General features: G+C 66.2%; 23 protein-coding genes. 11 read left to right on the top strand and 12 right to left on the bottom strand.

The genetic code is table 11. The annotated features are described in order from the left end of the window. Nucleotides 1–2 precede the first annotated feature (2 nt). Both FQU96_RS35960 and FQU96_RS35955 read right to left on the bottom strand, forming a co-directional pair. Nucleotides 3–824 (bottom strand): ABC transporter ATP-binding protein, encoded by an 822-nt coding sequence (locus FQU96_RS35960; RefSeq protein ID WP_146546240.1) that lies wholly within the window; start codon nt 822–824, stop codon nt 3–5. 124 nt (nt 825–948) lie between these two features. Beyond that, a complete protein-coding gene (locus FQU96_RS35955; RefSeq protein WP_178130974.1) occupies nt 949–1,737 on the bottom strand; it encodes a TetR/AcrR family transcriptional regulator in 789 nt (262 codons plus the stop codon). Nucleotides 1,738–1,907: 170 nt separating this feature from the next. On the opposite strand from FQU96_RS35955, the gene FQU96_RS35950 reads away from it, so the two are divergent. From FQU96_RS35950 to FQU96_RS35935, 4 genes are all read left to right on the top strand, one after another. Continuing rightward, on the top strand, nt 1,908–2,207 hold the full coding sequence (locus FQU96_RS35950; RefSeq protein WP_146546238.1) for a YciI family protein: 300 nt from the start codon (nt 1,908–1,910) through the stop codon (nt 2,205–2,207). A 96-nt stretch (nt 2,208–2,303) separates the two neighbouring features. Beyond that, entirely contained in the window at nt 2,304–3,944 is a 1,641-nt protein-coding gene (locus FQU96_RS35945; protein WP_146546237.1) for an AMP-binding protein, read from the top strand. 66 nt (nt 3,945–4,010) lie between these two features. Beyond that, nucleotides 4,011–4,241 carry an AbrB/MazE/SpoVT family DNA-binding domain-containing protein gene (locus tag FQU96_RS35940; protein WP_146546236.1) on the top strand — a complete coding sequence of 77 codons (231 nt, stop codon included), beginning with the start codon at nt 4,011–4,013 and terminating at the stop codon, nt 4,239–4,241. Further along, nucleotides 4,238–4,648, top strand: a complete 411-nt coding sequence (locus tag FQU96_RS35935; protein ID WP_146546235.1) for a type II toxin-antitoxin system VapC family toxin — start codon at nt 4,238–4,240, stop codon at nt 4,646–4,648. Before FQU96_RS35940 ends, FQU96_RS35935 begins: the two co-directional genes overlap by 4 nt. A 30-nt stretch (nt 4,649–4,678) precedes the next feature. On the opposite strand, the gene FQU96_RS35930 is transcribed toward FQU96_RS35935, so the two are convergent. Continuing rightward, complete coding sequence (locus tag FQU96_RS35930; RefSeq protein WP_146546234.1) at nt 4,679–5,677, bottom strand: zinc-binding dehydrogenase; 999 nt, start codon at nt 5,675–5,677, stop codon at nt 4,679–4,681. Beyond that, nucleotides 5,599–6,543, bottom strand: a complete 945-nt coding sequence (locus tag FQU96_RS35925) for a DMT family transporter (RefSeq protein ID WP_146546233.1) — start codon at nt 6,541–6,543, stop codon at nt 5,599–5,601. Before FQU96_RS35925 ends, FQU96_RS35930 begins: the two co-directional genes overlap by 79 nt. Nucleotides 6,544–6,637: 94 nt before the next feature. Between FQU96_RS35925 and FQU96_RS35920 the strand changes: the two genes are divergently transcribed. Continuing rightward, nucleotides 6,638–7,336, top strand: a complete 699-nt coding sequence (locus FQU96_RS35920) for a YafY family protein (protein WP_146546232.1) — start codon at nt 6,638–6,640, stop codon at nt 7,334–7,336. 159 nt (nt 7,337–7,495) lie between these two features. After that, nucleotides 7,496–9,037, top strand: a complete 1,542-nt coding sequence (locus FQU96_RS35915) for a hypothetical protein (protein ID WP_146546231.1) — start codon at nt 7,496–7,498, stop codon at nt 9,035–9,037. Between the two features lie 26 nt (nt 9,038–9,063). Here FQU96_RS35915 and FQU96_RS35910 read toward each other — a convergent pair whose 3' ends face one another. After that, the gene (locus FQU96_RS35910) at nt 9,064–9,492 is read right to left on the bottom strand and encodes a DUF1489 family protein (protein WP_146546230.1); all 429 of its coding nucleotides are present in this window, start codon (nt 9,490–9,492) and stop codon (nt 9,064–9,066) included. A gap of 407 nt (nt 9,493–9,899) precedes the next feature. Here FQU96_RS35910 and FQU96_RS35905 point away from each other — a divergent pair, with 407 nt between their 5' ends. Then, nucleotides 9,900–14,921, top strand: a complete 5,022-nt coding sequence (locus FQU96_RS35905; RefSeq protein WP_146546229.1) for an alpha-2-macroglobulin — start codon at nt 9,900–9,902, stop codon at nt 14,919–14,921. 179 nt (nt 14,922–15,100) lie between these two features. After that, nucleotides 15,101–17,263, top strand: a complete 2,163-nt coding sequence (gene pbpC, locus FQU96_RS35900; RefSeq protein ID WP_255468760.1) for a penicillin-binding protein 1C — start codon at nt 15,101–15,103, stop codon at nt 17,261–17,263. Nucleotides 17,264–17,284: 21 nt separating this feature from the next. Here pbpC and FQU96_RS35895 read toward each other — a convergent pair whose 3' ends face one another. Continuing rightward, nucleotides 17,285–18,118, bottom strand: a complete 834-nt coding sequence (locus FQU96_RS35895; RefSeq protein WP_146546227.1) for a sulfite exporter TauE/SafE family protein — start codon at nt 18,116–18,118, stop codon at nt 17,285–17,287. Between the two features lie 119 nt (nt 18,119–18,237). Continuing rightward, a complete protein-coding gene (locus FQU96_RS35890) occupies nt 18,238–18,822 on the bottom strand; it encodes a carboxymuconolactone decarboxylase family protein (protein ID WP_146546226.1) in 585 nt (194 codons plus the stop codon). Between the two features lie 96 nt (nt 18,823–18,918). On the opposite strand from FQU96_RS35890, the gene FQU96_RS35885 reads away from it, so the two are divergent. Continuing rightward, the gene (locus tag FQU96_RS35885) at nt 18,919–19,395 is read left to right on the top strand and encodes a hypothetical protein (protein WP_146546225.1); all 477 of its coding nucleotides are present in this window, start codon (nt 18,919–18,921) and stop codon (nt 19,393–19,395) included. Nucleotides 19,396–19,398: 3 nt separating this feature from the next. On the opposite strand, the gene FQU96_RS35880 is transcribed toward FQU96_RS35885, so the two are convergent. After that, nucleotides 19,399–19,749: an antibiotic biosynthesis monooxygenase gene (locus tag FQU96_RS35880; protein ID WP_146546224.1), complete on the bottom strand. Its 351-nt coding sequence runs from the start codon at nt 19,747–19,749 to the stop codon at nt 19,399–19,401. A 121-nt stretch (nt 19,750–19,870) separates the two neighbouring features. Here FQU96_RS35880 and FQU96_RS35875 point away from each other — a divergent pair, with 121 nt between their 5' ends. Further along, the gene (locus FQU96_RS35875) at nt 19,871–20,476 is read left to right on the top strand and encodes an ABATE domain-containing protein (protein ID WP_178130972.1); all 606 of its coding nucleotides are present in this window, start codon (nt 19,871–19,873) and stop codon (nt 20,474–20,476) included. A gap of 25 nt (nt 20,477–20,501) precedes the next feature. Here the strand turns inward: FQU96_RS35875 and FQU96_RS35870 are convergent, their stop codons facing one another. The 4 genes from FQU96_RS35870 to FQU96_RS35855 all read right to left on the bottom strand — a co-directional run bounded on the left by FQU96_RS35870 (nt 20,502) and on the right by FQU96_RS35855 (nt 23,033). Then, nucleotides 20,502–21,410: an alpha/beta fold hydrolase gene (locus tag FQU96_RS35870; protein WP_146546222.1), complete on the bottom strand. Its 909-nt coding sequence runs from the start codon at nt 21,408–21,410 to the stop codon at nt 20,502–20,504. Further along, a complete protein-coding gene (locus tag FQU96_RS35865) occupies nt 21,407–21,901 on the bottom strand; it encodes an SRPBCC family protein (protein ID WP_146546221.1) in 495 nt (164 codons plus the stop codon). Before FQU96_RS35865 ends, FQU96_RS35870 begins: the two co-directional genes overlap by 4 nt. Further along, the gene (locus FQU96_RS35860; protein WP_146546220.1) at nt 21,898–22,242 is read right to left on the bottom strand and encodes a helix-turn-helix transcriptional regulator; all 345 of its coding nucleotides are present in this window, start codon (nt 22,240–22,242) and stop codon (nt 21,898–21,900) included. Before FQU96_RS35860 ends, FQU96_RS35865 begins: the two co-directional genes overlap by 4 nt. Nucleotides 22,243–22,307: 65 nt before the next feature. Next, nucleotides 22,308–23,033 (bottom strand): phosphatase PAP2 family protein, encoded by a 726-nt coding sequence (locus FQU96_RS35855; RefSeq protein WP_255468759.1) that lies wholly within the window; start codon nt 23,031–23,033, stop codon nt 22,308–22,310. A 146-nt stretch (nt 23,034–23,179) separates the two neighbouring features. Here FQU96_RS35855 and FQU96_RS35850 point away from each other — a divergent pair, with 146 nt between their 5' ends. Beyond that, nucleotides 23,180–24,133: a diacylglycerol kinase family protein gene (locus FQU96_RS35850; protein WP_218575007.1), complete on the top strand. Its 954-nt coding sequence runs from the start codon at nt 23,180–23,182 to the stop codon at nt 24,131–24,133. The last annotated feature ends 1 nt before the right edge of the window (nt 24,134 follow it).

The following is a 24,134-nucleotide window of genomic DNA, read 5'->3' as shown; positions in this document are numbered from 1 at the left end:
ACTCAAAGGTCTCCCGTAGCGGTGAACAACTCGCGGATGTGCGCGGCGTAGCGGATGAACCTGATATCGCCGGAAATCTGCAACGTGCGCGGACGCGGCAGGTCGATGTCGATGATCTCGGCGACCCGCGAGGGCCGGGTCGTCATCACGATGACGCGGTCCGACAGCAGCACGGCTTCGGGGATCGAATGCGTGATGAAGAGCACGGTCTTGCGGCTGCTGCTCCAGATCCGCTGCAGCTCCAATGTCATGCGCTCGCGCGTGAGCGCATCGAGCGCGCCGAACGGCTCGTCCATCAGCAGCAACGCCGGATCGTTGACCAACGCCCGCGCGATCGAGGCCCGTTGCTGCATGCCGCCGGACAGTTCGCCCGGATACTTGTCATCGAAGCCGCGCAACCCCACCAGCTCGATCAGGGCTCGCGCCTGCTTCTCGCCGGCCGCGCGATCGCCCCGCGCCACCTCGATCGGCAGCATCACGTTCTGCAGCACCGTTCGCCACGGCAACAGCACGGCGTCCTGGAACACCATGCCGAGATCGGGCCGCTTCTGGCCGCTCGGGATGCCGTGGTAGGCGATCGTGCCGCCGGATACCGGCAGCAGGCCGCCGATCATCTTCAGCAGCGTGGTCTTGCCGCAGCCCGACGGCCCGACGATCGATGTGAACTCGCCGCGTCCGATCTCGAAGGAGACGCTCTCCACAGCCTGCACGGAACCGCCGGCGCGCGCGCCATAGGTCTTGGCGACGTTCTTGAGCATGATGAACGGCGGCCGCGATGCGTCCACCGTGGGCGCCCGGTATCGCGCCAGCGAATCGGCGATCATCCCTGCCCTTTGGGCATGTCGTTTCCTCCGTTTTTTGAAACTATATCGATCGATCGATCGAATTGCAATGGACTGTCGTCCGCGCACCGGACGGCAGCCTCACGTGGCGGTGATGTTGTCGTCGTTACGCGCTGGTGGTCGCGTTCGGCCGACGCTTGCCGGAGGGTGATCGCCTGGCACCGGACAGCCCGGTACCGTTGGGTGTCGGATACAAGCGAGCGGCCGACGCTTTCTTCCCGGGCCGGCTCGGCGTGCGGATGGCCGTGACCAGGAACGGGATCACGTGTTCGAAGAATTCGTTGCCGTGGCGTATGTCGTAGCGGCCGCCGGACACGTCGCGCAGGCGGCTGACGTAGGTCATGCTGTAGAGCAGGATGGCCAGCATACAGTGCCAGCGCCAGTAGATATCGGCTTCCGCCACTTCAGGCAGCAGCCCCTGCAATTCATCGATCACCTGATGCTGAAAGTCGTCGTAGAACTCCGACAGCATCGAACGCCCGGCGTCGCTGGGATCCAGTCCGATACGCGCCAGAATGCGCACGAAGTCGACCGACTCGCGATCGCCCGCAACGAACCATTCGATGGGCGCGAAATAGGTGCGCACCAGTTCTTCCAGGCGCTGCTCCGGCGGCACCCCGCGCACGTCGTCCAGCAGTTTCAGCCGCGCCTGGATCTGCGGCACGGCGCGCCGCACGAAGATCGCATGCAGCAGGGCTTCCTTGGTGCCGAAGTGATAGTTGATCTGGGAGATGCTGACCTTGGCTGCCGCCATGATGCCGCGCAGTGACGTGCCGTCGATGCCGTTCTCGGCGAAAAGCCGCTCGGCAGCGTCGAGGATGCGCAACCGCGTCGGCTCGCCGGCCTTGGTATTGCGGCCCATGGCCACCGGCCCGTTAGGCTTGATCTTTTTCATGGTGCGCCTGTCTTCATCACGCTGCGTCCCTGCCCTTCTGTCCGCGTGCATCACAGGCAGATAGCGCAATCGGTCCGGAGCGACAATCTTGATCGATCGTTTGAAAGAAAATACGGTGCGCCGCAACAGGCGGACCGCATCGGTCGCCGCCATCCCGGGAGGAACACAGCATGCCGCACTATCTGGTGATCGCTTACGACGGTACCGACGCCGATGCGCAGAACCGCCGCATGGCGGCGCGGCCGGCCCATTTCGAAGGCATCAAACCGATGCTGGAGAGCGGCGAAGTGGTGTCCGGCGGTGCGCTGCTGGATGACGCTGGCAAGATGATCGGCTCGGCCATGATGGTGAACTTCAAGGATCGTGCCGACCTCGACGCCTGGCTGAAACGCGATCCCTACGTGACCGGCAACGTCTGGCAGCGCATCGAGGTGAAGCCGATGCAGATCGCCGGCGCGCCGAACCGCTGAGCGAACGGCACCCGACAGCCTATGCAGATCGCCGCAGACACTTGCGCGCCGTTCATGCTCAAATGACGCGCGCAGGGTCCAGCAGAGGTCGAGCAGATGTTGCCGTTGGGCGTACCGTATGAAGAGGCGCAGCGCCGGTTTCAGTGGCGCATCGCCGACCGCTACAACATCCGCCGCCAGGTCTGTGAGCGCCACCCGCCGCAGGCGCTGGCCATGATCGTCGAAAACGCCGACGGCTCGGTACGGACCTGGAGCTTCGGCGATGTCCTGCGCGGCAGCGCCCGGGTCGCCAATGCCTTGACCGGCCTGGGCGTCACCAAGGGCGATCGCGTCGGCGTGTTCCTGTCGCAGAGCGCCGAACTCGCGGTCGCTCATGTCGCCTGCTACGGCATGGGCGCCGTGGCCTTGCCGCTGTTCACCCTGTTCGGCGAGGAAGCGGTCGAGTATCGCCTGGCCAACGCCGGTGCCTGCGTCGTCATCACCGATATGTCGCAGCTGCCCAAGGTACTTTCGGCACGCCCGCGCCTGCCGGCGCTGAAGCACGTGATCGTCATCGGCGCCGGCAAGCACGCCGCCGACTTCCTGGACTACGATACCCTCCTCTCAAGAGCCTCGGACTCCTTCACCACCGTCGACACGCATCGCGAGGACCCGGCACTGCTGGTCTACACGTCGGGCACTACGGGCCAACCCAAAGGCGCCCTGCACGCGCACCGCATGCTCGAAGGCGTGATCCCGGCCATGCAGCAATGGGCCGATTTCTGGCCACGCGGCAACGAGGTGCTGTGGACGCCGGCCGAATGGGCGTGGATCGCCGGTCTCTACGACGCGCTGTTCCCGGCCTGGTACTTCGGGACCCCGGTCCTGGCGCACCGCTTCACCAAGTTCGATCCCGAGAAGGCATTCCACCTGCTGCAGAAGCATCACGTCAGCGCCAGCTTCATCCCGCCCACGGCACTCAAGATGATGCGCCAGGTCGAAACACCGCGGCAGCGGTGGAACTATAACGTGCGCACTGTCTACACCGGCGGCGAAGCGATGGGCGAAGAGCTGCTGCAGTGGGGCCGCGAGACCTTCGGTTGCACGCTCTCGGAAGGCTACGGCCAGACCGAGATGAACCTGATGACCTTGAACAGCCCCAACTGGTTCGAGGTACGCGCCGGCTCCTGCGGCCGGGCCTGCGTTGGCCGGCGCATCGCCGTCGTCGATTCAGCCGGCAATCCGCTGCCGCCGGGCGAGGAAGGACAGCTCGCCGGATGGCGCCACGATCCGGTGGTGATGCTGCAGTATTGGAACAATCCCGAGGCGACGCAGAAGAAGTACGCCGGCGACTGGCTGCTGACCGGCGATCTCGGGCGTCTGGACGAGGACGGCTATCTCTTTTTCAAGAGCCGTGACGACGACGTGATCACCTCGGGCGGCTACCGCATCGGCCCGGGCGAGATCGAGGAATGCCTGATCAAGCACCCGGCCGTGGCCATGGTCGGCGTCGTCGGCGTGCCCGATCCTGTGCGCACCGAGATCGTCAAGGCGTTCATCCAGCTGCGGCCCGAGGTGTCGCCGTCCGATGCGCTGAAGGCCGACATCGCGGGCTACGTGAAGACACGGCTGGCGGCCCACGAGTATCCGCGCGAGGTCGAATTCGTCACCGACTTCCCGCTCACCACCACCGGCAAGATCATGCGCCGCGAACTCAAGCGCCTGGATGCCGAACGCAAGGCGGCCGCCAAGGATTAGAGAACACTCCCCAAGGTCGATCCGTCACTCCTTGACCGGAATTCGGTAAGACATTATCTTACATACATGAAAACAACGGTTTCCTCAAAAGGGCAGATCGTGTTGCCCGCTGAACTCCGGCTGCAGGACGGCATCGAGGCTGGCCAGGAATTCGATGTCGAGCGTCTCGATCGCGGCGAGTATCGCCTCAAGCGCCGTTCTATCCCACCCAATGAAGGCGTGGTTGATTGGCTCCTTGCATGCCCTGAGAAGGGTTTCTTCGTTCCTATCGACTCAGAGTCTACCGACACGCTGTGAGATACCTCGTCGACGCCAACGTTCTCAGCGAGCCGACGAAGCCAGTACCCAATCTTCGGGTGATCGATTGGCTTCGGCAAAACGAACGTGAGATTGCCGTTGATCCCATCATCCTCGGCGAGGTGCGGTTCGGCATCCTCCTTCTGCAGAAGGGCAAAAAACGCACGCGGCTTGAGCAATGGTTCAATGCAGGTATTCAGCGTCTCCACTGTTTGCCCTGGGAAGCCGATACAGGGCTCCGATGGGCTGAGTTGCTCGCTCATCTCCGCTCTTCTGGGCGGGCAATGCCAATCAAAGACAGTCTCATTGCCGCCACGGCGCTCGTCCACAGCCTGACCGTTGTCACGCGCAACCGCAGCGACTTCGAGAAGGCTGGCGTCAACATTGTTGACCCCTTTGCAATCTGACTCGATACCCGTCCATGCGTATCGCGCCGATCACTCCGGCGGCACGAGGAGAATCCGGCCCTGCACGCCGTGTCGTTCGAGCGCTTCGTGCGCCGCAGCGGCGTCGCGCAGGGCGAAGAGCGTGTACGCCGGTGGCACCAGCACGCCGCGCCTGAGATAGTCAGTGATGGACGCCATGGCACGGCGCAGTGCGGCGCTATCGAGGCTTTCGGTCGAATAGCCGGTCAAGGTCACGTCATAGAGATAGTCGGTGTCGAACGCGACATGGTGGCCGCCGACCGATCCTACGAGGCAAAGCGTGGCGCCGGACCGCAGGGCTGCCACGTAAGCGCCGAAGCCCGCCCCGGCGACGGTATCCAGGATGCCATCGAGGCTCGCCTCGCCCAGCGCGCCCGCCGCAACCGCGTCGGCGTCCACGGCATCGACCGCGCCCAGCCCGCTGACATAGTCGGCCTGGCTGGTGCGCGAGACGATGGCGACCACATCGGCGCCCTGCGCCCGCGCTATGCCGATGGCGGCCGAGCCGACGCCGCCCGCCGCACCGGTGACGGCGATCCGCCGTCCGTCGAGGCTGCCCAGCTTGCGCAAGCCCTCGAACGCCGTGACGCTCGCCAACCCCAGGGCCGCGACCGCGTGGACATCCAGGTCGGCGGACACTGGCGCTGCCGTCGCTGCCGGCATCGTGGCGAAGGTGGCATAGCCGCCAGGCCGCTCGGCGCGCACGCCGCCGAAGCCCTGCATCATGGTGATGATGCGATCGCCGATGCGGAAGTCCGACACCGCGGCACCGGTTGCCACCACCTCGCCCACGACCTCCAGGCCGGGAACGTAGGGAAACGGGTCGTCCCCACGAATGCGCCAGGTGCCGACCCGGATCTCGAGATCCGAGTGATTGACGGCGGACGCCAGGCTGCGCACGCGAATGTCGCCGTCCGCCAGCGCCGGCAGAGTCACTCTCTCAAGCTGCAGGACCGCGGGCGGACCGTACCGACGCATGACGATAGCATCGCCCTGACCTTGGTCCGACATATCGGGCCTCCCTGCTGAGACCACAGCATATCGCCGATCACGGCGAGCATCACAACGGCGCCGCCGATGCACGTCATCAGCCGCGGCGTCTCGCCGAAGGCAAGCCAGACCCAGATCGGCGCCAGCGGCGTATCCAGGGCGCTGATCAGGGCCGCTCGCGTCGCCGCGATCAGCCGCGTGCCGAGCGTCAGCAGCAGCAGGCCCAGCCCGAACTGGGTCGTACCGAACAGGATCAGGTACACCAGATCCATGCCGGCCGGCATGCTGGGGCTGTCGATCACGAGAACGGCCGGCGCCACGGCGAAAGCCGAGAGACATGTCGCCGGCAGCATCGGCGTGTCACGCTTGTGGCGGACGATCACCATCATCGCCGCAAGCAGGACGGTCATCGCCAGCGCCAGCATATTGCCCAGCATGTGCCCGGCCGGCATTCGGGTCTCGAACATCAGAGCCACGCCGGCCAATGCCGCGACGCTGGCAACCAATGTCGCCGGACGCTGGCGTTCGCCCGTCCACAACCACGCCAGCGCTGCCGTGACGAACGGCGCCGTCGCGCCGATCACCATCACGTCGGCCACACTGCTCAGCCGCAAAGCGTTGATGAAGCAGATCGTCGCCGCCGTCGAACAGGCGGCAGCCAGCAGGCCGATCCATCCGATGGACCGCACCGTGGCCCAGACCCGGCCGCGATACTGCCAGGCGATGCATGCCGCCAGGAAGCCGCCGGCAAACAGGCCACGCCAGAACAGCACGGTCCAGGTATCCAGCGCGATCAGGCGGGTGAACAGGCCGGCGGTGCTGTACGCGGCGGCGGATGCCATAATCAGGAACATCCCGATGGACGTGTCGTCCCTGGGCGCGACCATGGTGGTCCTCCATCGATGGGACCGGATGGATAGACCGTGGCTCCTGACAACGTTTTGTCAGTAGTATCGACCGCCGCCCTCGGAGGCTCTCGACATGCGCCGCGCCGACCGGCTGTTCGACATCCTGCAGATCCTGCGCTCCGCCCGCCGGCCGCTCACCGCCGCGGCGCTTGCCGCCGAGCTGGAAGTCACGGTGCGCACGGTCTATCGCGACATCGCCACCCTGCAAGCCCGCCGCATTCCCATCGAGGGCGCTGCCGGTATCGGCTACCTGCTGCGCCGCGGCTTTGACCTGCCACCGCTGATGTTCACGGCCGAGGAAGTCGACGCCATCGCCGTCGGCGCCCGCCTGGTGCGCCGCCTGCGCGATCGCAAGCTGCAGCAGGCTGCCAACAACGTCCTGTCCAAAGTGATGGCTGTGCTGCCCGAAGATCTGCGTCCGCCGATCGAGCAGCCTGCGTTCTATATTTCCGATGGCGATGCCGTGACACCCACCGGCGTCGATCTCGCCGCCGTGCGCGGCGCCATCCGCGCGCAGCGCAAGATGCGCATCACCTATGTCGACGACAAGGGCAAGCGCAGCGAGCGCACCGTCTGGCCCATTGCCATGGCCTATTACGTCGATGTCACCTTGATTGCCGCGTGGTGCGAACTGCGCGCCGACTACCGCCACTTCCGCGTCGATCGCGTCGCGGCCTCGTCGGTACTGGAGGAGACATTCCCGGCCGACAACGGCCGGCTGATGGCCGAATGGCTGGCACTGCGCAAGGAACGGCCCGACGCCGTGCCCTGACGAGGGCATGCCGGCATGGCATACGCCTTCAAAAATCTTTCATGGACGCAACGGGGCCCCCGATAAATATTGCACTCGGGTACAAATAGTGCCCTGCGCGGCAGACCGGACGTGCGACCAGCCTGCCGCGCGTGATGCCTTGGCACGACGGGGTGAGCCATGGCGGGCCAGTTTCTTGTGCACGTCGATTTCAGCTTCGTGCGGGGCGACGTCATACTCGAACGCGACAGCAAGGACTGGGCTGTCGCCTATGCCGGTTTGGCAAATCGCGCCGGCTGGGATCAAGGCAAGCTCGGCTGGTGGGAATGGAACACCTCGCGCGACGCCTGCATTCTCTTCGACAACCGTGCCCAGAAGAGCCCCGGCGTGATGGCGACCGTCGGGCTCACTGCCGGCAACAGCCCTTTCATCGCCGTCAGCCTGTTCGGTTTCAATCCGCAGGCGGCAACATTCGGGTACGCCGGACAAGCGGCGTGGGGATCCGACTACGGCAAGGGTCTCAACGGTGCGCCGCGCGGTGAATGGGAGATCGTCGCCAAGCCGGAGGACATGGCGTTTGTTCGTGCCGAGCTGATCAAGCTGCAGGCCGAAATCGAAACCGAGTATGTCGATGCCGCAATCGACGTGATCGGTATCGCCGACCCCACGCCCCTTTCGGATCTCTATGGCGCTACGCGCAGCATCCAGAAGAGCGACTATGTCGGCGCCGCCCTGAGCCTCGTCTCCGTCCTGCCGTATCTCGGCGATCTCGCCGGCAAGACCGCGAAGGGTTTGCGGATCGCCAAGAAGCTGTCCGACCTCTATGCGCGCCTGCGCCGGGTCATGCACATCCTCCAGGTACTGGAGGAAAAGGCCCTGCGCGCCCGCAAGGCAGCGCGCGAGGCCATGGAGCGTGCCGAAGCCATGCGCCGCAAGGCCCAGCGGGAAGCGGCCCAGGCGGAGCAAAGGATCAGGCGCGCTTTCGTGGAAACCGTCCAGAAGCGCTATGCGCAGGTTGCCCGGGCGGCGGGTTGGCGTGCCGACGACCTGGCGCGCGCGTGCGAGTGGTGCAAGTTCAGCGTGCCGCCAAAGCTGGTCGTTGCCCGCAAGCGCAACCCCACGGCTTTGAAGTTCGACGGCGCGCCGGGCTACACACCCAAGCCACCGGAAATCAAAAGCCTCAAATCGGCCAAGAGCGGTCCACATGAGGGGCTGTATGTCAGGCCCGATCTCGACGAGATCGAACGAACGCTGGGCAAGCGCAAGCGGCTCGATATGGAAGACGAGCTTTGGGACCTGGAGCGGAAGGGCTTCAAGTTCGGGCCCGACGGTGTGCTCAAGGACAAGGCAGGCAACAAGGTATTCTCCGACATCGACTTCATGAGCATCACCAACGTGCCGCCGGGACGCGCCGCGACGGCCTGGGGCGGCCGTCTGGCCGAGAACGATGACCCGTTCTACGTCGGCTGGATCAACGACCTGTTCTTCCAGGGACGCAAGAACAAGCAGCACGGCAACCAGGACCGGTTCACCAAGAAGGTCAGCGACGCCGCGCAGGACGTGAATGTGAAGCCGGGCCGCGCGCCCGATGCCGACGAGTTGCGGGCGCCTGACGCCTTCCTGGTGATCGGGCCGGACGGCGTCGCGCGCAATGTCAGCTGGGCTGAGTTGAAACGCATCTACGCCGAGTACGGCATCCACAACCCGTACACCGGCTTGTAGTTCAGCCAGCGCCGGACGGCCGTCTCCTACAGTAACCCCAGCCGTTTCAGCTCGGCTGCCATATCGGGCGGCACGTCGGCGGTGTCGCCGGCGCGCAGGTCTGACGGCACCAGTTCGTCCTCGTAGTAGCGCCAGCCTTGAAAGGCACGCATGGCCTTGGGCGCCGTCGGAACCACCGTGCGCCGGACCTTGATGCGGCAGAACTTGTCCCCGTCAGCGTCGCGGTCCTCGTCGAGGCCGACCAGTTCCTGCCGGCACCGCACCACGCCGCGGATCACCCAGTACAGCGAACCGCCATCCAACAATGCGTCGGATCGGCGTGGCGTGTTGCGGGTGAAGACCCAGTGCGGCGTGCCCGGCTTCTGCCGGCGTTCCTTGCGGCGCTTGTCCTGGAGCTTCTTCAGATGCGCGATGTCGTCGACTCCGACGGCGAGCTTGATCAGATGAAGGGTCATGTCCGTGTGAAAACGTGTGCGGCAACCTGCTTAGCAAAGGGTGCCGCCGGCGGCGACAACGCCCTGCACGGTCATCCACAAGGACGTCATCACAAGGGCCTTCACCCCGCGAGCCGGATGTGCCGGAATCGTGCAAAGCGTGTTGCAGGAACAGCACGGCTTTGAGGAATTTCGCCAGGTCTCCGTGCTGACGTGCCGCTGACACAATCCAGCCACGGTTCGACGATATTTGGACTATTGTTTCCCATGTGTATCTGCTTGCCTCATATTCTTCCAACAAACGCTTCGGCGAGCGATCACTTTTCTTTTAGATATCAACCCTGTAGGCTGTGCCGCACACGCCTCCTGCGTCGTACACCAAGCCCTTCCGCAGCCCCTCGCGGAACGGCCTGCTCAAGGTGATGGCCATGAAGAAGACCACCGCAGCCCTCCTCGTCACCGTTGCCGTCCTCTCGGGCCTCGGCGGCTACGTCATCGGCCACCGCGCCGATCCGTTCGACGTCGCCACCGCCACGCCGCCGGTGCCGGCCGCCAAGCCGGCGCCGAAGCCGCCTGAGACGAAGGCGGCCGATGCGGCGCCCAAGCCGGCACCGACACCTGCCGCGGCGCCGACACCGACACCAACGCCGATCCCGTTCCGCTTTGCGCGCATGACCTTGAGCGCCGACGCGACACCGGAAGCCTGTCTGCACTTCTCCGAAATGCTCGATGACAGCGGGCGGGTGAAGTACGAGGACTATCTGGCCATCGAACCGCAGATCAAGCCGGCCGTGGTCGTGCGCCAGGAGCGCATCTGCCTCAACGGGCTGGCCTACGGCACCAACTACACTGTCGAATTGAAGGCCGGCCTGCCGGCCAAGGGCGGCGCCAAGCTCACTTCAGGCGAAAAGGTCGATGTGGCGCTGGGCGAACGCCCGGCATCGGTGGGGTTCCAGGGCAAGGGCTATATCCTGCCGCGGGAGACCGCCGGCGGCGTGCCGCTGACCACGGTCAACGTCTCGAAGGTCTACGTGCAGGTCTACCGCATCAGCGAGCGCATGGTCTCGCAGGTCGGGCGCAGCGCCTCGATCTTCTATGCCGACGATGACGAGGCTTTCGGCGAGAACCGCCGCGAGTTGCAGTCCTACGCCATGGACGCGTTCCGCAAGAAGACCGGCACCTTGCTGTGGTCGGGCACGATGGAAGTGCGCAACGTCCAGAACAAGGCGGTGACGACGGCCATCCCGGTGCGCGAGGTCGTCAAGGACTGGAAGCCGGGCGCCTACGTGGTGGTGGCGTGGAATGCCGCCGACGGCACGCTCGACGAACTGCTGAGCCGCGAGAACGAGAACTTCGACTACGACAAGTACTATGAGCGCCGCTTCGCCACGCAGTGGCTGATCGACACCGACATCGGGCTCACGACCTTCACAGGCAGTGACGGGCTGACGGTGTTCGCGCGCTCCTTGAACACGGCGCAGCCGGCGGCCGGCGTCGAACTGACCCTGATCACGCGCAACAACGAGGACATCGCCAAGCTCACCACGGACGCGCAGGGCAAGGCGCATTTCCCCGCCAACCTGCTCAACGCAAAGGCCGCGGCCGAGCCCGTCATGGTGATGGCGTTGGATCGCGGTCGTTCCGATTTCAACCACATCGACATCAAGAAGGCCGCGTTCGACCTCAGCGACCGCGGTGTCGAAGGCCGTCCCGTGCCCGGCCCGGTCGATGCCTTCCTGTACACCGAGCGTGGCGTCTTCCGGCCCGGCGAGACCGTGAACATCATAGCGCTGATCCGCGACCGCGCCGCCAACGCCGTCGAGGGTGTGCCGGTGACCATGGTCGCCAAGCGACCCGATGGCGTCGAGTACCGGCGCGCCGCGCTGCAGATGCAGGGCGCCGGCGGTCTGCACTGGCCGCTGGAGCTGACGCGCACCGCGCGGCGCGGCAAATGGTCGGTCGAAACCTATCTCGATCCCAAGGGCGCGCCGGTCGGCCGCGTCGAGTTCGCAGTCGAGGATTTCATCCCGCAGAAGATCAAGGTCGAGCTCGCGGGTCCCAAGGCCCCCGTCGGTCGCGACGCTGAAGTGACGATCGATATCGGTGCCGACTTCCTTTATGGCGCCCCCGCCGCCGATCTCGAGGGCGAAGGCGAGATGACCGTCAAGGTCGATCCGGCCCCCTTCCCCGCCTTGCCCGGCTACGTGTTCGGCGATCTGGACGCGAAGTTCGGCCCCGAGATCATCAAGCTTGACGTGCCGACGCTCGATGCCAAGGGCAAGAGCCGCGCCACGGCCATCTTCGACGACAAGATTGACCACCTGGCGCCGCTGCTGGGCGAGACCCGCATCTCCGTGCTCGAGCCCGGCGGTCGTCCGACGTCTGAAACGCTCACGGTCCCGATTCGCACCCGCAAGGCCTATGTCGGCGTACGTCCGGCGATCGGCGATCGCGAACTGCCGCCATGGTATGGCAAGAAGGATTTCTCCTTCTTCGTGCCGGAGGGCCACGAGGCTGCCTTCGAGGTTGCCGCCGTCGACGCCAACGGTAAGCGCATCGCGCGCCCGGGTCTGCAGTGGCGCATCGAACGCATCCATCGCACCTACCAGTGGTTCCAGGACCAGGATGGTCGCTGGCGCTGGCAGGACAATGACCGCGCCGCGATTGTGTCGGAAGGCACGCTCGATGTCGCCGCTGATCGCCCGGCCACTGTGCGCGGCACCTTCGAATGGGGCCGCCACCGCCTGGTCGTGGTCGACGCCGACAACGATACCCGCACCGTCATCAAGTTCTATGTCGGCTGGGGCTCATCATCCGACGAGCGCGATACGCCGGACACCGCCGGTGTCGTGGCCGACAAGAAGGCGTATGCACCAGGCGAAACGGCCAAGGTGCGCATCGAGGCGCCGTTCGCCGGCGAGGCACTGCTGGTGCTGGCCAGCGACCGCATCCTCGAGACCCGCATGGTGAAGGTCGCCGCCGGTGGCTCCACCCTGGAGATCCCGGTCTCGGCCGACTGGGGTGCCGGCGCCTACGCGCTGGTCACCGCCTATCGGCCGCTGCAGCAGCAGACCACCGACCGCACGCCCGTGCGCACGGTCGGCCTGGCCTGGCTCGCCATCGACCCCGGCCCGCGCAGCCTGCAGGTGCAGATCGGCACGCCCGAACGCGTGGCGCCACGCCAGCGCGTCGTGATGCCGGTCAAGGTCGCCAACGCCGGCAACAGCGAGGTGTTCGTCACCCTGGCCGCCGTCGACGAGGGCATCCTGCAGCTCACCAAGCACAAGACGCCGGCGCCGGTCGACTACTACTTCGGCAAGCGCATGCTGGGCGTTTCCATGCGCGACGACTACGGCAAGCTGCTTGATCCGCGCGCCGACTTCATGGGCCAGCTGCGCAGCGGCGGTGACGGCGGCGGCGGTGCCGGGCTGGACGCCGTGCCGATCAAAATCGCCTCGCTGTTCTCCGGCGTGGTGAAGCTTGACGCCAACGGCGAGGCGCGCATCGCGCTCGATGTGCCCGACTTCATCGGCCAGGTCCGGCTGATGGTGGTGGCGTTCGACAAGACCCGGGTCGGTGCCGGCGAGAAGCGCCTGTTCGTGCGCGACGCCATCACCAGCGACCTGGTGCTGCCGCGCTTCCTGGCGCCCGGCGATGACAGCCGCGCCACGATCTCGCTGCACAACGTCGAAGGCAAACCCGGCGACTACAAGGTGCACCTGACCGCCACCGGTCCGATCAACGTGACCGGCGGCGACAAGACCGTCGCGCTGCCCGCCAACAAGCGCGAGCAGTTCAGCATGCCGATCGTGGCGCGCGAAACCGGCATCGGCACGGTGACCTTGGCGATGGAAGGCCCCGGCGGCTTCAAGGTGACGCGCGACTGGCAGATCGAGGTGCGGCCGACCCAGGCGCCTATCACCAAGCAGTTCGCCGTATCGCTGACAGCCGGCAAGGAGCTGACCGTCGACCGCGAGGCCGCCGCCGACTTCCTGCCCGGTACCGCCAATGTCGCGGTGGCGGTCTCGGCCCTGCGCGGCTTCGACGTCGCCTCGATCCTGCGCTCGCTGGATCGTTACCCGTTCGGCTGCCTGGAGCAGACGACCAGCCGCGCCCTGCCGCTGCTCTACTTCAACGACGTGGCGTTGCTCGGCGCCCAGCGCGAGGACCGGGCCATTGCACGCCGCGTGCAGGACGCCGTGTTCAGCGTGCTCGATCGCCAGGCGTCGGACGGCGGCTTCGGGATGTGGGGCCCGCAAAGCTCCGCGGCCGATCCGTGGCTGCAGGTCTACGCCTTGGACTTCCTGATGCGGGCGCGCGAGAAGGGCTTCGTTGTGCCCGAGACACCCTACCGGCGTGGCCTGCTGTGGTTGCAGCGCACCGCCGAGAAGATGACGCCCAACGCGCAGGCCTATGCCTGGTACGTGCTGGCGAAGGCCGGTCTCGCCGACCCCGGTCGTGTCCGCTACTTCCAGGACACGGACGGCGACAAGATCGCCGGCGCGCTCGGTCGCGGGCATCTGGCGGCGGCGCTGACCCTGGTCGGTGAGCGCGGCCGCTCGCAGAACCAGTTCCAGCTCGCCATGGCCAATGTCGGGCAGAAGCCGAAGGACGACTACTACGGCACGCCGCTGCGCGACCTCGCCGGCCTGATCTCGCTGGTGCCCGATGCCGATCAGCGGCCGGCGCTCGCGCGGTTGACGGCGCTGATGCTGGAGCAGAAGCGCCTGGAGGACCGCTGGACCACGACCCAGGAGAAGGCGTGGATGCTGATGGCCGCCCACGCCACCCTGCAGGGCGGCAGCGGCAAGCTCGATCTCTTGGTCGACGGCCAGTCGGTGAAGCCTGAGCGCGATCCGGCCGCCTTTGATGTCGACGTCAAGGCCGGCAAGAAGCTCACGGTCAAGAATGCGGCCGCGGGCGAAGTGTGGGCCACGGTCTCCGTCCGCGGCGTGCCCACGCAGCCACTGCCGGCCGAGCAGAAGGGCCTGCAGCTCCATCGCCAGTACCTGACGCTGGACGGCAAGCCGGCCGATCTCGCCAAGGTGCGCCAGAACGATCGCCTGATCGTCGTGGTCTCGGTCGGCAACGTCAGCAAAACGTATCGCGAGGTCGCGTTGCTCGATCTGTTGCCGGCCGGGCTCGAGATCGAGGGCGTGCTGCCGCAGGAGAATGCCTACAAGTTCCTGCCCAAGCTGTCGTCGGTATCGACCACCGAAGCGCGCGATGACCGCTTCTTCGCCGCCTTCACCCTGGGTCGGCGCAACGCCAGCGACGCCATGCGCTTCTGGTACAACGAGGAAGACCGCTCGGGCGTGCAGCTCGCCTACATCGTGCGTGCGGTCACCCCGGGCACCTACGCGCTGCCCGCGATCCAGGCCGAGGACATGTACGACCCCGAAACCGTCGCCCGCACCGCCGGCGGCAAGCTGACCGTGCTGGCCCGCTAGGGGAGCGGCCCATGTTCGGCTGGTCGTCCTCACCCCTTCTCCCCGCGAAGGCGGGGAGAAGGTGCCCCGAAGGGGCAGATGAGGGGCCTCCCCCTTTGGACCGCGGGCGTCCACGCCCGCATCGGCGCGCCGGCGCCGACAGTCTTTCACTCTCCGCTTCGCTCCGAGCGAGTGCGGGCGTGGACGCCCGCGGTCCAAAAAAGACCCTCCGTATCGTCCGTACGCTCGTGGTGGCATCGCTCGCCGCCGTCGGCAGCCTGCTTGCGCTCGACCGTATCTGCCCACCCGACCTGTCGCGCTATGAAGCGCGATCGGTCGAGGTGCTCGATGCTGACGGCCGCCTGCTGCGAGCGTTCACCGCGGCCGACGGCCGCTGGCGCCTGAAAGCGACACCCGACGACGTCGACCCTGTCTATCTGAAACTGCTGAAAGCCTACGAGGACCAGCGCTTCGATTCGCATCCTGGCGTCGATCCGCTGGCCACCGCGCGCGCCGCGCTGCAGTACGCGTCGCGCGGGCGCATCGTGTCGGGCGCCTCGACGCTGTCGATGCAGGCCGCGCGCCTGCTCCAGCCGCAAGCCAAGCGCTCGTTCACGGGCAAGGTCGTGCAGGCGGCACGCGCCCTGCAGCTCGAATGGCGCTACTCCAAGGACGAGATCCTTTCGATCTATCTCACGCTGGCGCCGTTCGGCGGCAATATCGAGGGCGTGCGCGCCGCATCGCTGTCCTATTTCGGCAAGGAACCCAAGCGTCTGACACCGGCCGAGGCGGCGCTGCTGGTCGCCCTGCCGCAATCGCCCGAGCGGCGTCGGCCCGATCGTTTCCCCGATCGCGCCCATGCCGCGCGCGACATGGTGCTGCAGCGCGTGCACGAGCGCGGCGCGCTGGATGCGCAGGCTCTCAGCGAGGCCCTGGCACAGTCGGCCCCGGACCGCCGATTGGCGCTACCGCGCCTGGCGCCGCACCTCAGCCAGATGCTGGCCAGCGCCACGCCTTCCGAACGCGCCATCCACACGACGATCCGCCGCGAGATCCAGAGCACCGCAGCGCGCCTCGCGGGCGAGGAACGCGCCCGCGCCGGCGACGACAGCAACATCGCCATCGTCGTCGTCGACAATCGCAAAGGCGCGGTCGTCGCCTGGCATGGCGGCGACGTCGACGCGCGACAGGGCTATGTCGACCTGGTGCGCGCCAAGCGCTCGCCTGGTTCGACCTTGAAGCCGTTCATCTACGGTGTCGCCTTCGACGATCGCGTCGCCAACCCGGAGACCCTGGTCGACGACACGCCGATCCGCTTCGGCGAGTGGATGCCGCGCAACTTCGATCGCGATCACCAGGGCACGCTCACCATCCGCCGTGCGCTGCAGCAGTCGCTGAATGTGCCGGCTGTCGCGGCACTGGACCGCGTCGGTGCTGCGCGTTTCCTCGCCCTGCTGCGTCAGGCCGGCGTGGCGCCGGCGCTGCCGCGCGGACCGGGTGATCCCGCGTCACTCGCCATCGCACTGGGCGGAGTCGGGCTGTCGCCGCTCGATCTCGCAACGCTGTATACCGGCCTGGCGCGCGACGGCACCGTGCGGCCACTGCGCCTGCGGGCCGAGCAGCCGCTGGCCGACGGCTTCCGGCTGATGGGACCGGGTGCGGCCTGGCAAGTGCGCGACGTGCTGGCCAACAGCCCGCTGCCCGACGGCTGGACGGCGCCGATGCGTGCCATCGATGGCCGGCGCGGTGGCGATCGCGTCATCGCCTTCAAGACCGGCACCTCCTACGGCTTCCGTGATGCCTGGGCCGCCGGTGTCTCGGGTGCCTATACGGTCGTGATCTGGACCGGTCGCGCCGACGGCGCGCCCCTGCCCGGCCGTATCGGCCGCGATACGGCGCTGCCCATCCTGTTGAAGCTGTTCGAGCGCCTGCCCGGCGAAGACGCCGTCCATACACCGCCGCCACCCGACGCACTGATCGTCGCGCGCAACAGCGACCTGCCGCCGGCGATGCGGGTGCTGATCCCGCAGGCGGCACGCCTGCACGCGGCGACAGCGACACTGGACCGCCGGCCAGCATCCTCCGCTGCGACCGCGCTGCCACCAAAGCCGCCGCGCATTCTCTACCCGGTGGCGAACAGCACCCTGGAAGTCGCGAGCGGCGACAACGTCGTGCCACTGAAGGCCGAGGGCGGCACTGGCGCCCTGCGCTGGCTGATCGACGGCAAGCCCCTGGCCGACGATCGCTTCCGGGCCGACCCGCTGTGGCGCCCGGATGGCAACGGCCGCGCCCGCCTCACGGTCATCGATACCACTGGCCGCAGCGCCACGATCGAGGTGCAGATCAGGCTGGCCTCGCGGTAGTTGGGCGCGGGCGCTGCCTCTTCACGCCACCAGACTGGCCACAAATCGCGCCGCGATCAGCAACAGGAACAAGCCGAAGGCGATTTCGAGGCGGCGCTTGGGAAGGCGGTGCGTCAACCGCGCGCCCCAGGAGGCGACCAAGCTCGACACCGGCGCCATGATCACAAAGCCGATCAGCGAGACGAAACCGATCGAGAATGGCGGCAGCACGCTCTGGTGCGGCAAGCCGGCGAGCGCGTAACCCACGGCTCCGGCAATGGTGATCGGCACGCCGACTCCCGACGACGTGGCGACCGCGTTGTGGATCGGCTTGCCGTACAGGGTCAGGATCGCGGTCGAGATCGAGCCACCGGCGACGCCCATCAGCGAAGAGCACAGCCCGACGATAAAGCCGTAGCTGGCCATCGCCGCGCCGCCCGGCAGGTCCGGTGCCAGCCGCCAGCTGTCACGGCCGAAGAGCAACTTGGCGGCAATGAAGGCCGCGATGACCACGAAGGCGATCTTGAAGACGGCAGCCGGCGCGAACGCCGCCGCGACAGCACCGACGGCGACACCAGCGATGGCCGGTATCGCCCATTGTCGCACGACACCGCCGATCACCGCTCCCTTGGCACGATGGGCGCGATAAGATCGCACGCTTGTGGGCACGATGATGGCCAGTGACGTGCCGATGCACAGCTGCATGCGGATGTCTTCCGGTACGCCCAGCACGCGAAAAAATTCGTAAAGCACCGGTACGATCACGGCGCCGCCGCCGATGCCGAACAATCCAGCCAGGATGCCGGTAACGATCCCGGCAGCCAGAATGCCGGCCACGAGCCACGCGAGCTCCGCGGCCGGAACGCCCATGATCATGATCACTCCGAACGCACCGACGGCACGTCAACAGACGCGCGCCAAACGGGTGCATCCAATCACGTTCGCAGCAGAAACACACCTGCGCCGGCCGGAATTGACGCGTTTGTGGCTATCTCTCAGCACGTCCTGCCAACGGTCATCGTCGTTCGAAATGCGTCGTCACTGTCGATGAACGTTGCCTCGGGGCCGGCGCCCACGGCATCGAAGAACCGGCTGACGAAGCAGCGGAAGGCGGCGCACAACGCAATGTCACAGATCTGCCGGTCCGTGAACCCGACGACGCGTAGCTGGTCGATGTCCGCCGGCGACACCTGCGATGCGTCCCGGGTCACCTTCTCGGCATAGGCCAGCATCGCGACGTCCTTGTCGGGCAGCCCCGCGGCGCGAAAGTCCCGCTGAACGGCGATCACGGCCTCTTTCGATCCCAGGTCGGCAATCAGTTGCTTGCCATAGACGTATGAGCAATAGGTGGAGGGTACATGCTTGGCGGCGATCAAGGTGATCAGGCGCCATTCCCGCACGCCCAGTGAAAAGCCGGCGCGGATCTTCTCGGAGAACTCCGTGTAGATCGGCAGCAGGTCGGGACGCGCGGTGAAACACTGCGCCGCCGCCATGATGAAACCGAGTTGCGATTTCTGCGCCTGGTATATTTCCGCTACCCGGCCTGTCGCGTCCTGCTCCGCAATCGTTTCCAAGAACATGTCGCCCCCGCCGTGCATTGAACAGATCAGCCATATCAGACCCTGGCATCACCCGATATCCTCCAGGTGTCTGTTGCGCCGAGGAGTCCGAGTCACATGTCACTAGTATCCCCTGAGGCACCACGGCGGGCTTTGTCCCGTCGTTGCATCCTGGCAGCGGCAACAGCGGCGCCCTGCCTGCTCGCTGTCAGCCGGACATGGGCTCAGACCGTGCAGATGCCGGCGCCCGAGGATCGCGACTACCCCCTCATCGTCGAGGCCGCGCAGGCGGCCGCGACGATGGATGTCGGCAAACCCGTGAAGCTGACCGTCAGCAACCTGCAAACCGCCGGCAACTGGGCGTTCATCCGGTCACAGATGAAATCGCCAAGCGGGACACAATTCGACTATGGCGGCACGCGCTATGCCGAGGCGGCAGCCAATGGCGGCAAGTCGTACAGCCACGTTGCCCTTCTGCGGCGACGCGATCAGGGGTGGCAGATCGTCGTCCAAGCCGTCGGTCCCACCGACGTGGCGTGGGCGCCATGGGCGGCCACTTATGGCGCCCCGCCTGCCCTGTTCAACCTGCCGTGACTCTTAGGCGTCGCCGCCGATTCGGCCCAGGCTCGCCGTGATATCCAGAACCTGCACACCGGCCGGCAGCTCGATCAGGAACTCGGCATCGCGCTCCAGGTGATGGATGCGCCGCGGGTCCTTGCCGGCGAAGCGCGACATGGCTTCGACGCTCTCCCAGTAGGAGATGGTGACGAACTCCGTCTCGTCGGCGCGATCTTCGCGCAGCAACTGAACCCCCAGCGCCTTTTCCGCCAGTGGCGCGATGCCGTGATCATAGAGGTAGCGCGCGTAGGTGTCGGCGTTGGCCGGCGTCGTGCGACCACGCCAGATGCGCGCAATGGTGGGACGCAATGCCTTGCGGGACTGTTCCATGGCTCATGCTTCCTTGTGTTGATCCGTGCCTGCCGACGCTTGCCCGGCAGGCTCATAACCACTATTTAGTATTTTGATGGTTATTCTTCAATAACCGTCTATCATGTTTTTGGAGGTTTCCATGGAGTCACGCGCAGGCAGCCTCTCCCTGAGAGGCGGGGTTCTGGCGCTCGACTTCGCCAACACAGCGGGCGCGCGCGACACCACCGCGCCCATCGAGCATCTGCTGGCGGCAACCGATGTGGTGGCATGGGGAACCCATGCCGGCAGCCTGGACACCGAAGGCGCGAAGCGGGCATCCGCAGCCATCGGCACCGATCGTGAAGCGGCGCGGCGGGTGTTGCGGCACGCCGTCCAGTTGCGCGATGCGATTTACGCTGCCGGTGCCGCCATCGCGCACGGAAACCCACCGCCGGCGGTCGACCTGAAAACGCTCAAGGACGTCGCACAACGGGCCATGGGCACGGCTGAATTGGTGCCTCGGGCAGCCGGCGGCTACGGTCTCGACTTTTCACAGGCGCCCATCGAGGCCGCCCTGCTCGGCCCCATCGCCTGGTCGGCGATCGAACTGCTGGCGACAACGCCGTTCGAGCGCATCAAGCAGTGTCCCGCGCACGACTGCGGCTGGCTTTTCCTCGATACCAGCAAGAACAACACGCGCCGATGGTGCGATATGGCGACCTGCGGCAATCGCTCGAAGGCCACGCGGTTCAGGGATCGGCATTGAGGCACGATGATCGTGACCGTCGTGTCTAGAGGCCAGGCTGTGCCAGGCTTTCGATCATCGGCTCCAGCCAGGACTCGCGTTTGACGATGCCAAGGTGCGTCGTACCCGGTAGCACCACAAGGCGGGCATTGGGAATCAGGCGCGTGACGTCGGCCGCATGGTCGATCCTCACATAGTCGTTGTCGCCGATCGCCACGAGCGTGGGCGCCTGGATGGACCGCAGTTCGCCATCGGTCCAACCGCGCCAGGTGGCCAGCATGGTGTTCAGCCGCTCGAGGATGGCATCGAACGCCCCCGGATCCGGCGCAACGCGTTGGAAGCTGGCGCGCCACGCGGCGAAATCCGCTTCCGTGGGCAGGAGCTTGGCCAGCGCCGGCGATGGCGTGGCGTCGATGCCGCGTTGCAGGCGCACGAGATCTGGCCGAAAGCCCTCCAGCTGGTAAGGAGCGCCGAGCGTCGTGACCGTGCGGACGAGATCGGGGTAACGGATCGACATGCCGGTTGCGATCATGCCCCCCAGACTGTGGCCGAGAAGATCGGCTTTCCTGACCCTGAGATGCATCAGGACGGCGGCCGTATCCTTGACCATCTGATCGATCGTGAAGGGCATTGCGGGCCGGTCGGCGGTGTGGCCATGACCTTGCTGCTCGATCGCGATCACTGGCCGGCGGCGCGCAAAGCGCATGATCAGTTCCGGGCTGAAACCGGTTTCGATCGTCAATGCACCGCCATGCAGCAGCACGAGCGGTAACGCTGTGCCATCGAGCGCACTGCCGTGCACTTCATAGTAGACATCGACGCCGTCCACCTGAACCGCACCGCTGCGCTCGCTATCTTGCCTGCTCCACGCGGCGTCGCCCGCAAGCAGGGCTGCAGTCAGGAGTCCGGCACCGCCGAGGACCTGACGACGATGGCAACCGGCGCCGATGCTCATCGCCCAGCTCCTGTCACCGCGCGTGCTTCGACGAGCGCTGCCAGTTGCGCGGCGACCGTGCCCCAGCCATCGTGAAAGCCCATTTCCTCGTGCTTCTGCCGATCAGCGCCACTCTTGTGCATGGCGAGGGCTGTGTATTCGGTTCCCTGAGGGTGATCGGCGAAGGTGATCACGGCCGTCATGAATCCGTGTTCCGCCGGCCTCCAGCCGCCGGTCAGCGCATTGGTGAAAACGATTCGCTCGGCCTCGGCAACGTCGAGAAAGCAAGCCGTGACGTGGGGCACGAACGGGCCACCGGCTTCGCTCATCTGCGTCACGAAGGATCCGCCGGGGCACAGATCCATGGCGACGACCTTGCATTTCGTTGGCGCCGGGATCCACCACTGCGCGAAGCTCACCGGGTCGCTCCAGGCGCTCCAGACGAGCGCGCGGGGCGCCTTGATAATGCGCGATGTGGTCAGATCGAGCGTAGGGTTCGGCGTATTGGTCACTTGGACTTCCCTTTCGTCTGAATGGCCGTGACGAACTGTTCGAGGCGATCGGCACGGCCTTCCCACAAGGCGCGCTGTTCCGAGAGCCAGGCTTCGGCCGCCGCGAACTGTTTTCTCTTGATCTCACACGTCCTCACGCGCCCCTCCTTGTGTGTTCGGATGAGACCGCTGCCTTCAAGGAAACGGATGTGTTTCATGAAGGACGGCAAAGCCATCTCGAACGGCTTTGCCAGATCACTGACGGTTGCAGGTCCCTCGCCGAGCCGCCTGATGACGGCGCGTCGCGTGGGATCGGCGAGCGCTTGGAAGATACCGCTCAAGCTGTCTTGATACTGTTCCATAAGGCTAAGTATCACCGCGCAATACTTAGCGCAACAGCTAACTTTCTAACCCACTGAACGCTGCCCTAACGCCCGATCGATTGCCACCACCGTGCCGCCTGCCAGCAGGCAATCGCCCAGGCAGCGCCCAGGCTCCAGCCCGCGAGCACGTCGGTGGGCCAGTGCACACCGAGATAGACGCGGCTCGCGCCGACCAGCAGCGTGAGCACCACGCCTACCGCCAGCACATAGGCCTTGAGGCGCCGGTTCGGCTGCACGCGCGCGATCAGTGCCCCGAGCGTGAGGTATGTGATGGCCGAGAGCATGGCATGGCCGCTGGGGAAGCTCAGCGTGTGCACATCCACGAGATGGGCAACGAGATCCGGGCGCGGCCGGTCAAACCAGTATTTCAGCGCGTTGTTGAGGGCCGCGCCGCCGGCGAGCGACACCACGATCAGGGCAACCGATGACCATTGGCGGACGATGGCAAGATATCCAACGGCAGCCGCGGACATGATGAGGATGACCGTATAACCACCCAATGCCGTGACATCCCGCATGGCGCGTTCGACCCACGCCGGGCCGACCGGGTCCGCCGGATCGGCCTGGCGCAGCCACAGCAGCAATGTCTCGTCAAAAGCGTGACGCTTGTCCTCCAGAATGTGCTCGGCAAGCTCCATGAATGCCCACAGCCCGCCGGCGCACAGTGCCAGCGCGAACAGGGCGGAAAGCTCGCTCGCTACCAGCGGGCGCAGTCGTTGCAGGATCCGCCGGAGCGATTGCGCGGTCGACGTCGCCCAGCGTCCTTCCAACCCTCGTCTCCCGTTGCGTACGCTCATGTCCAGCCGGTCAGCCTAATCTTGATCTGGCCACCATCATGGCCCAGATCTGCGGCCAAGCGCCGCGCGAAACCATAACTCGCGTCCGGCGTAAAAATAACGGGTGACGAAAACGAATGATGCGCGTTCACGCTCTCATCAATCCCGGTGCCGGAACCGCCGAGCGGTCGAACGATCTGCAGCAGCGCCTGGAGGCGCTGTTCGCGGCTCATGATCTGAAGGCCGAGTTGAAATTCGTTGCCGGTCCGGCGTTGGCAGCGGCGGCATTGGCGGCACGTCAGTGCGCCGAGCGCGGCGAGATCGATGCCGTGATCGGCGGCGGCGGCGACGGCAGTCTCAATGCCGTGGCAGCCGCCCTTGCCGGCACCGACATCCCCATGGGCGTGTTGCCGCTGGGCACGCGCAACCATTTTGCCAAAGATCTCGGCCTGCCGCTGGAGCTTGAGCGTGCAGTGGCTGTCATCGCACAGGCGAACGCCACGGCTGTCGACGTGGCCGAGGTCAACGGCCAGGTGTTCATCAACAACTCGTCGATCGGCGCCTATCCGTTCATGGTTCTCGACCGCGACAGGCGTCGCAATGCCCATGGCCTTGCCAAGTGGAGCGCGATGGTGCTGGCGGCCATCCGCACGCTATGGAAATTTCCGCGGCGGCGGCTCCTGACCGTCGTGGAGGGGCGCAGCGATTCGCACCGGACCCCGTGCGTCTTCATCGGCAACAACGAATACAGCCTCAGTTTGCCGGCCCTGGGCGGGCGGCCCCGGCTGGACTGCGGTGAACTGTGGATCTCCGTGGTGAAGCCGAAGAGCCGGCTGGCGCTGGTGTGGCTCGGCTTCTGTGCGGTGATCGGCCGGACCGACCTGGCCGATGATCTGGTGACGGAGCGCGCCGCGGCCGTGGAAATCCGCTCCCGCGCCAGCCGGCTTCCGGTGGCGCTCGATGGCGAAGTCACGGTCATGCGCCCACCGCTGCAGTACCACTCGCGGCCCAAAGCGCTGCTGGTGTTCCGCGACGCCGCGCAACTCGCGGCAGCGGCGGAGCAAGGCCCGGTCCCGCCAGACGCCGGACGCTAGA

The organism is Reyranella sp. CPCC 100927, assembly GCF_007859315.1.
Lineage (GTDB): Bacteria > Pseudomonadota > Alphaproteobacteria > Reyranellales > Reyranellaceae > Vineibacter.
The sequence above is the reverse complement of the archived record's forward strand: the minus strand, read 5'-3'. Positions and strand labels throughout refer to the sequence as shown.

Bases quoted from the DNA above. Each gene is read 5' to 3' on its own strand.
- FQU96_RS35960 (WP_146546240.1), bottom strand. From the start codon at position 824: ATGATCGCCGATTCGCTGGCGCGATACCGGGCGCCCACGGTGGACGCA.
- FQU96_RS35955 (WP_178130974.1), bottom strand. From the start codon at position 1,737: ATGAAAAAGATCAAGCCTAACGGGCCGGTGGCCATGGGCCGCAATACC.
- FQU96_RS35950 (WP_146546238.1), top strand. From the start codon at position 1,908: ATGCCGCACTATCTGGTGATCGCTTACGACGGTACCGACGCCGATGCG.
- FQU96_RS35945 (WP_146546237.1), top strand. From the start codon at position 2,304: ATGTTGCCGTTGGGCGTACCGTATGAAGAGGCGCAGCGCCGGTTTCAG.
- FQU96_RS35940 (WP_146546236.1), top strand. From the start codon at position 4,011: ATGAAAACAACGGTTTCCTCAAAAGGGCAGATCGTGTTGCCCGCTGAA.
- FQU96_RS35930 (WP_146546234.1), bottom strand. From the start codon at position 5,677: ATGTCGGACCAAGGTCAGGGCGATGCTATCGTCATGCGTCGGTACGGT.
- FQU96_RS35925 (WP_146546233.1), bottom strand. From the start codon at position 6,543: ATGGTCGCGCCCAGGGACGACACGTCCATCGGGATGTTCCTGATTATG.
- FQU96_RS35920 (WP_146546232.1), top strand. From the start codon at position 6,638: ATGCGCCGCGCCGACCGGCTGTTCGACATCCTGCAGATCCTGCGCTCC.
- FQU96_RS35915 (WP_146546231.1), top strand. From the start codon at position 7,496: ATGGCGGGCCAGTTTCTTGTGCACGTCGATTTCAGCTTCGTGCGGGGC.
- FQU96_RS35910 (WP_146546230.1), bottom strand. From the start codon at position 9,492: ATGACCCTTCATCTGATCAAGCTCGCCGTCGGAGTCGACGACATCGCG.
- FQU96_RS35905 (WP_146546229.1), top strand. From the start codon at position 9,900: ATGAAGAAGACCACCGCAGCCCTCCTCGTCACCGTTGCCGTCCTCTCG.
- FQU96_RS35895 (WP_146546227.1), bottom strand. From the start codon at position 18,118: ATGATCATGGGCGTTCCGGCCGCGGAGCTCGCGTGGCTCGTGGCCGGC.
- FQU96_RS35890 (WP_146546226.1), bottom strand. From the start codon at position 18,822: ATGTTCTTGGAAACGATTGCGGAGCAGGACGCGACAGGCCGGGTAGCG.
- FQU96_RS35885 (WP_146546225.1), top strand. From the start codon at position 18,919: ATGTCACTAGTATCCCCTGAGGCACCACGGCGGGCTTTGTCCCGTCGT.
- FQU96_RS35880 (WP_146546224.1), bottom strand. From the start codon at position 19,749: ATGGAACAGTCCCGCAAGGCATTGCGTCCCACCATTGCGCGCATCTGG.
- FQU96_RS35875 (WP_178130972.1), top strand. From the start codon at position 19,871: ATGGAGTCACGCGCAGGCAGCCTCTCCCTGAGAGGCGGGGTTCTGGCG.
- FQU96_RS35870 (WP_146546222.1), bottom strand. From the start codon at position 21,410: ATGAGCATCGGCGCCGGTTGCCATCGTCGTCAGGTCCTCGGCGGTGCC.
- FQU96_RS35860 (WP_146546220.1), bottom strand. From the start codon at position 22,242: ATGGAACAGTATCAAGACAGCTTGAGCGGTATCTTCCAAGCGCTCGCC.
- FQU96_RS35850 (WP_218575007.1), top strand. From the start codon at position 23,180: ATGCGCGTTCACGCTCTCATCAATCCCGGTGCCGGAACCGCCGAGCGG.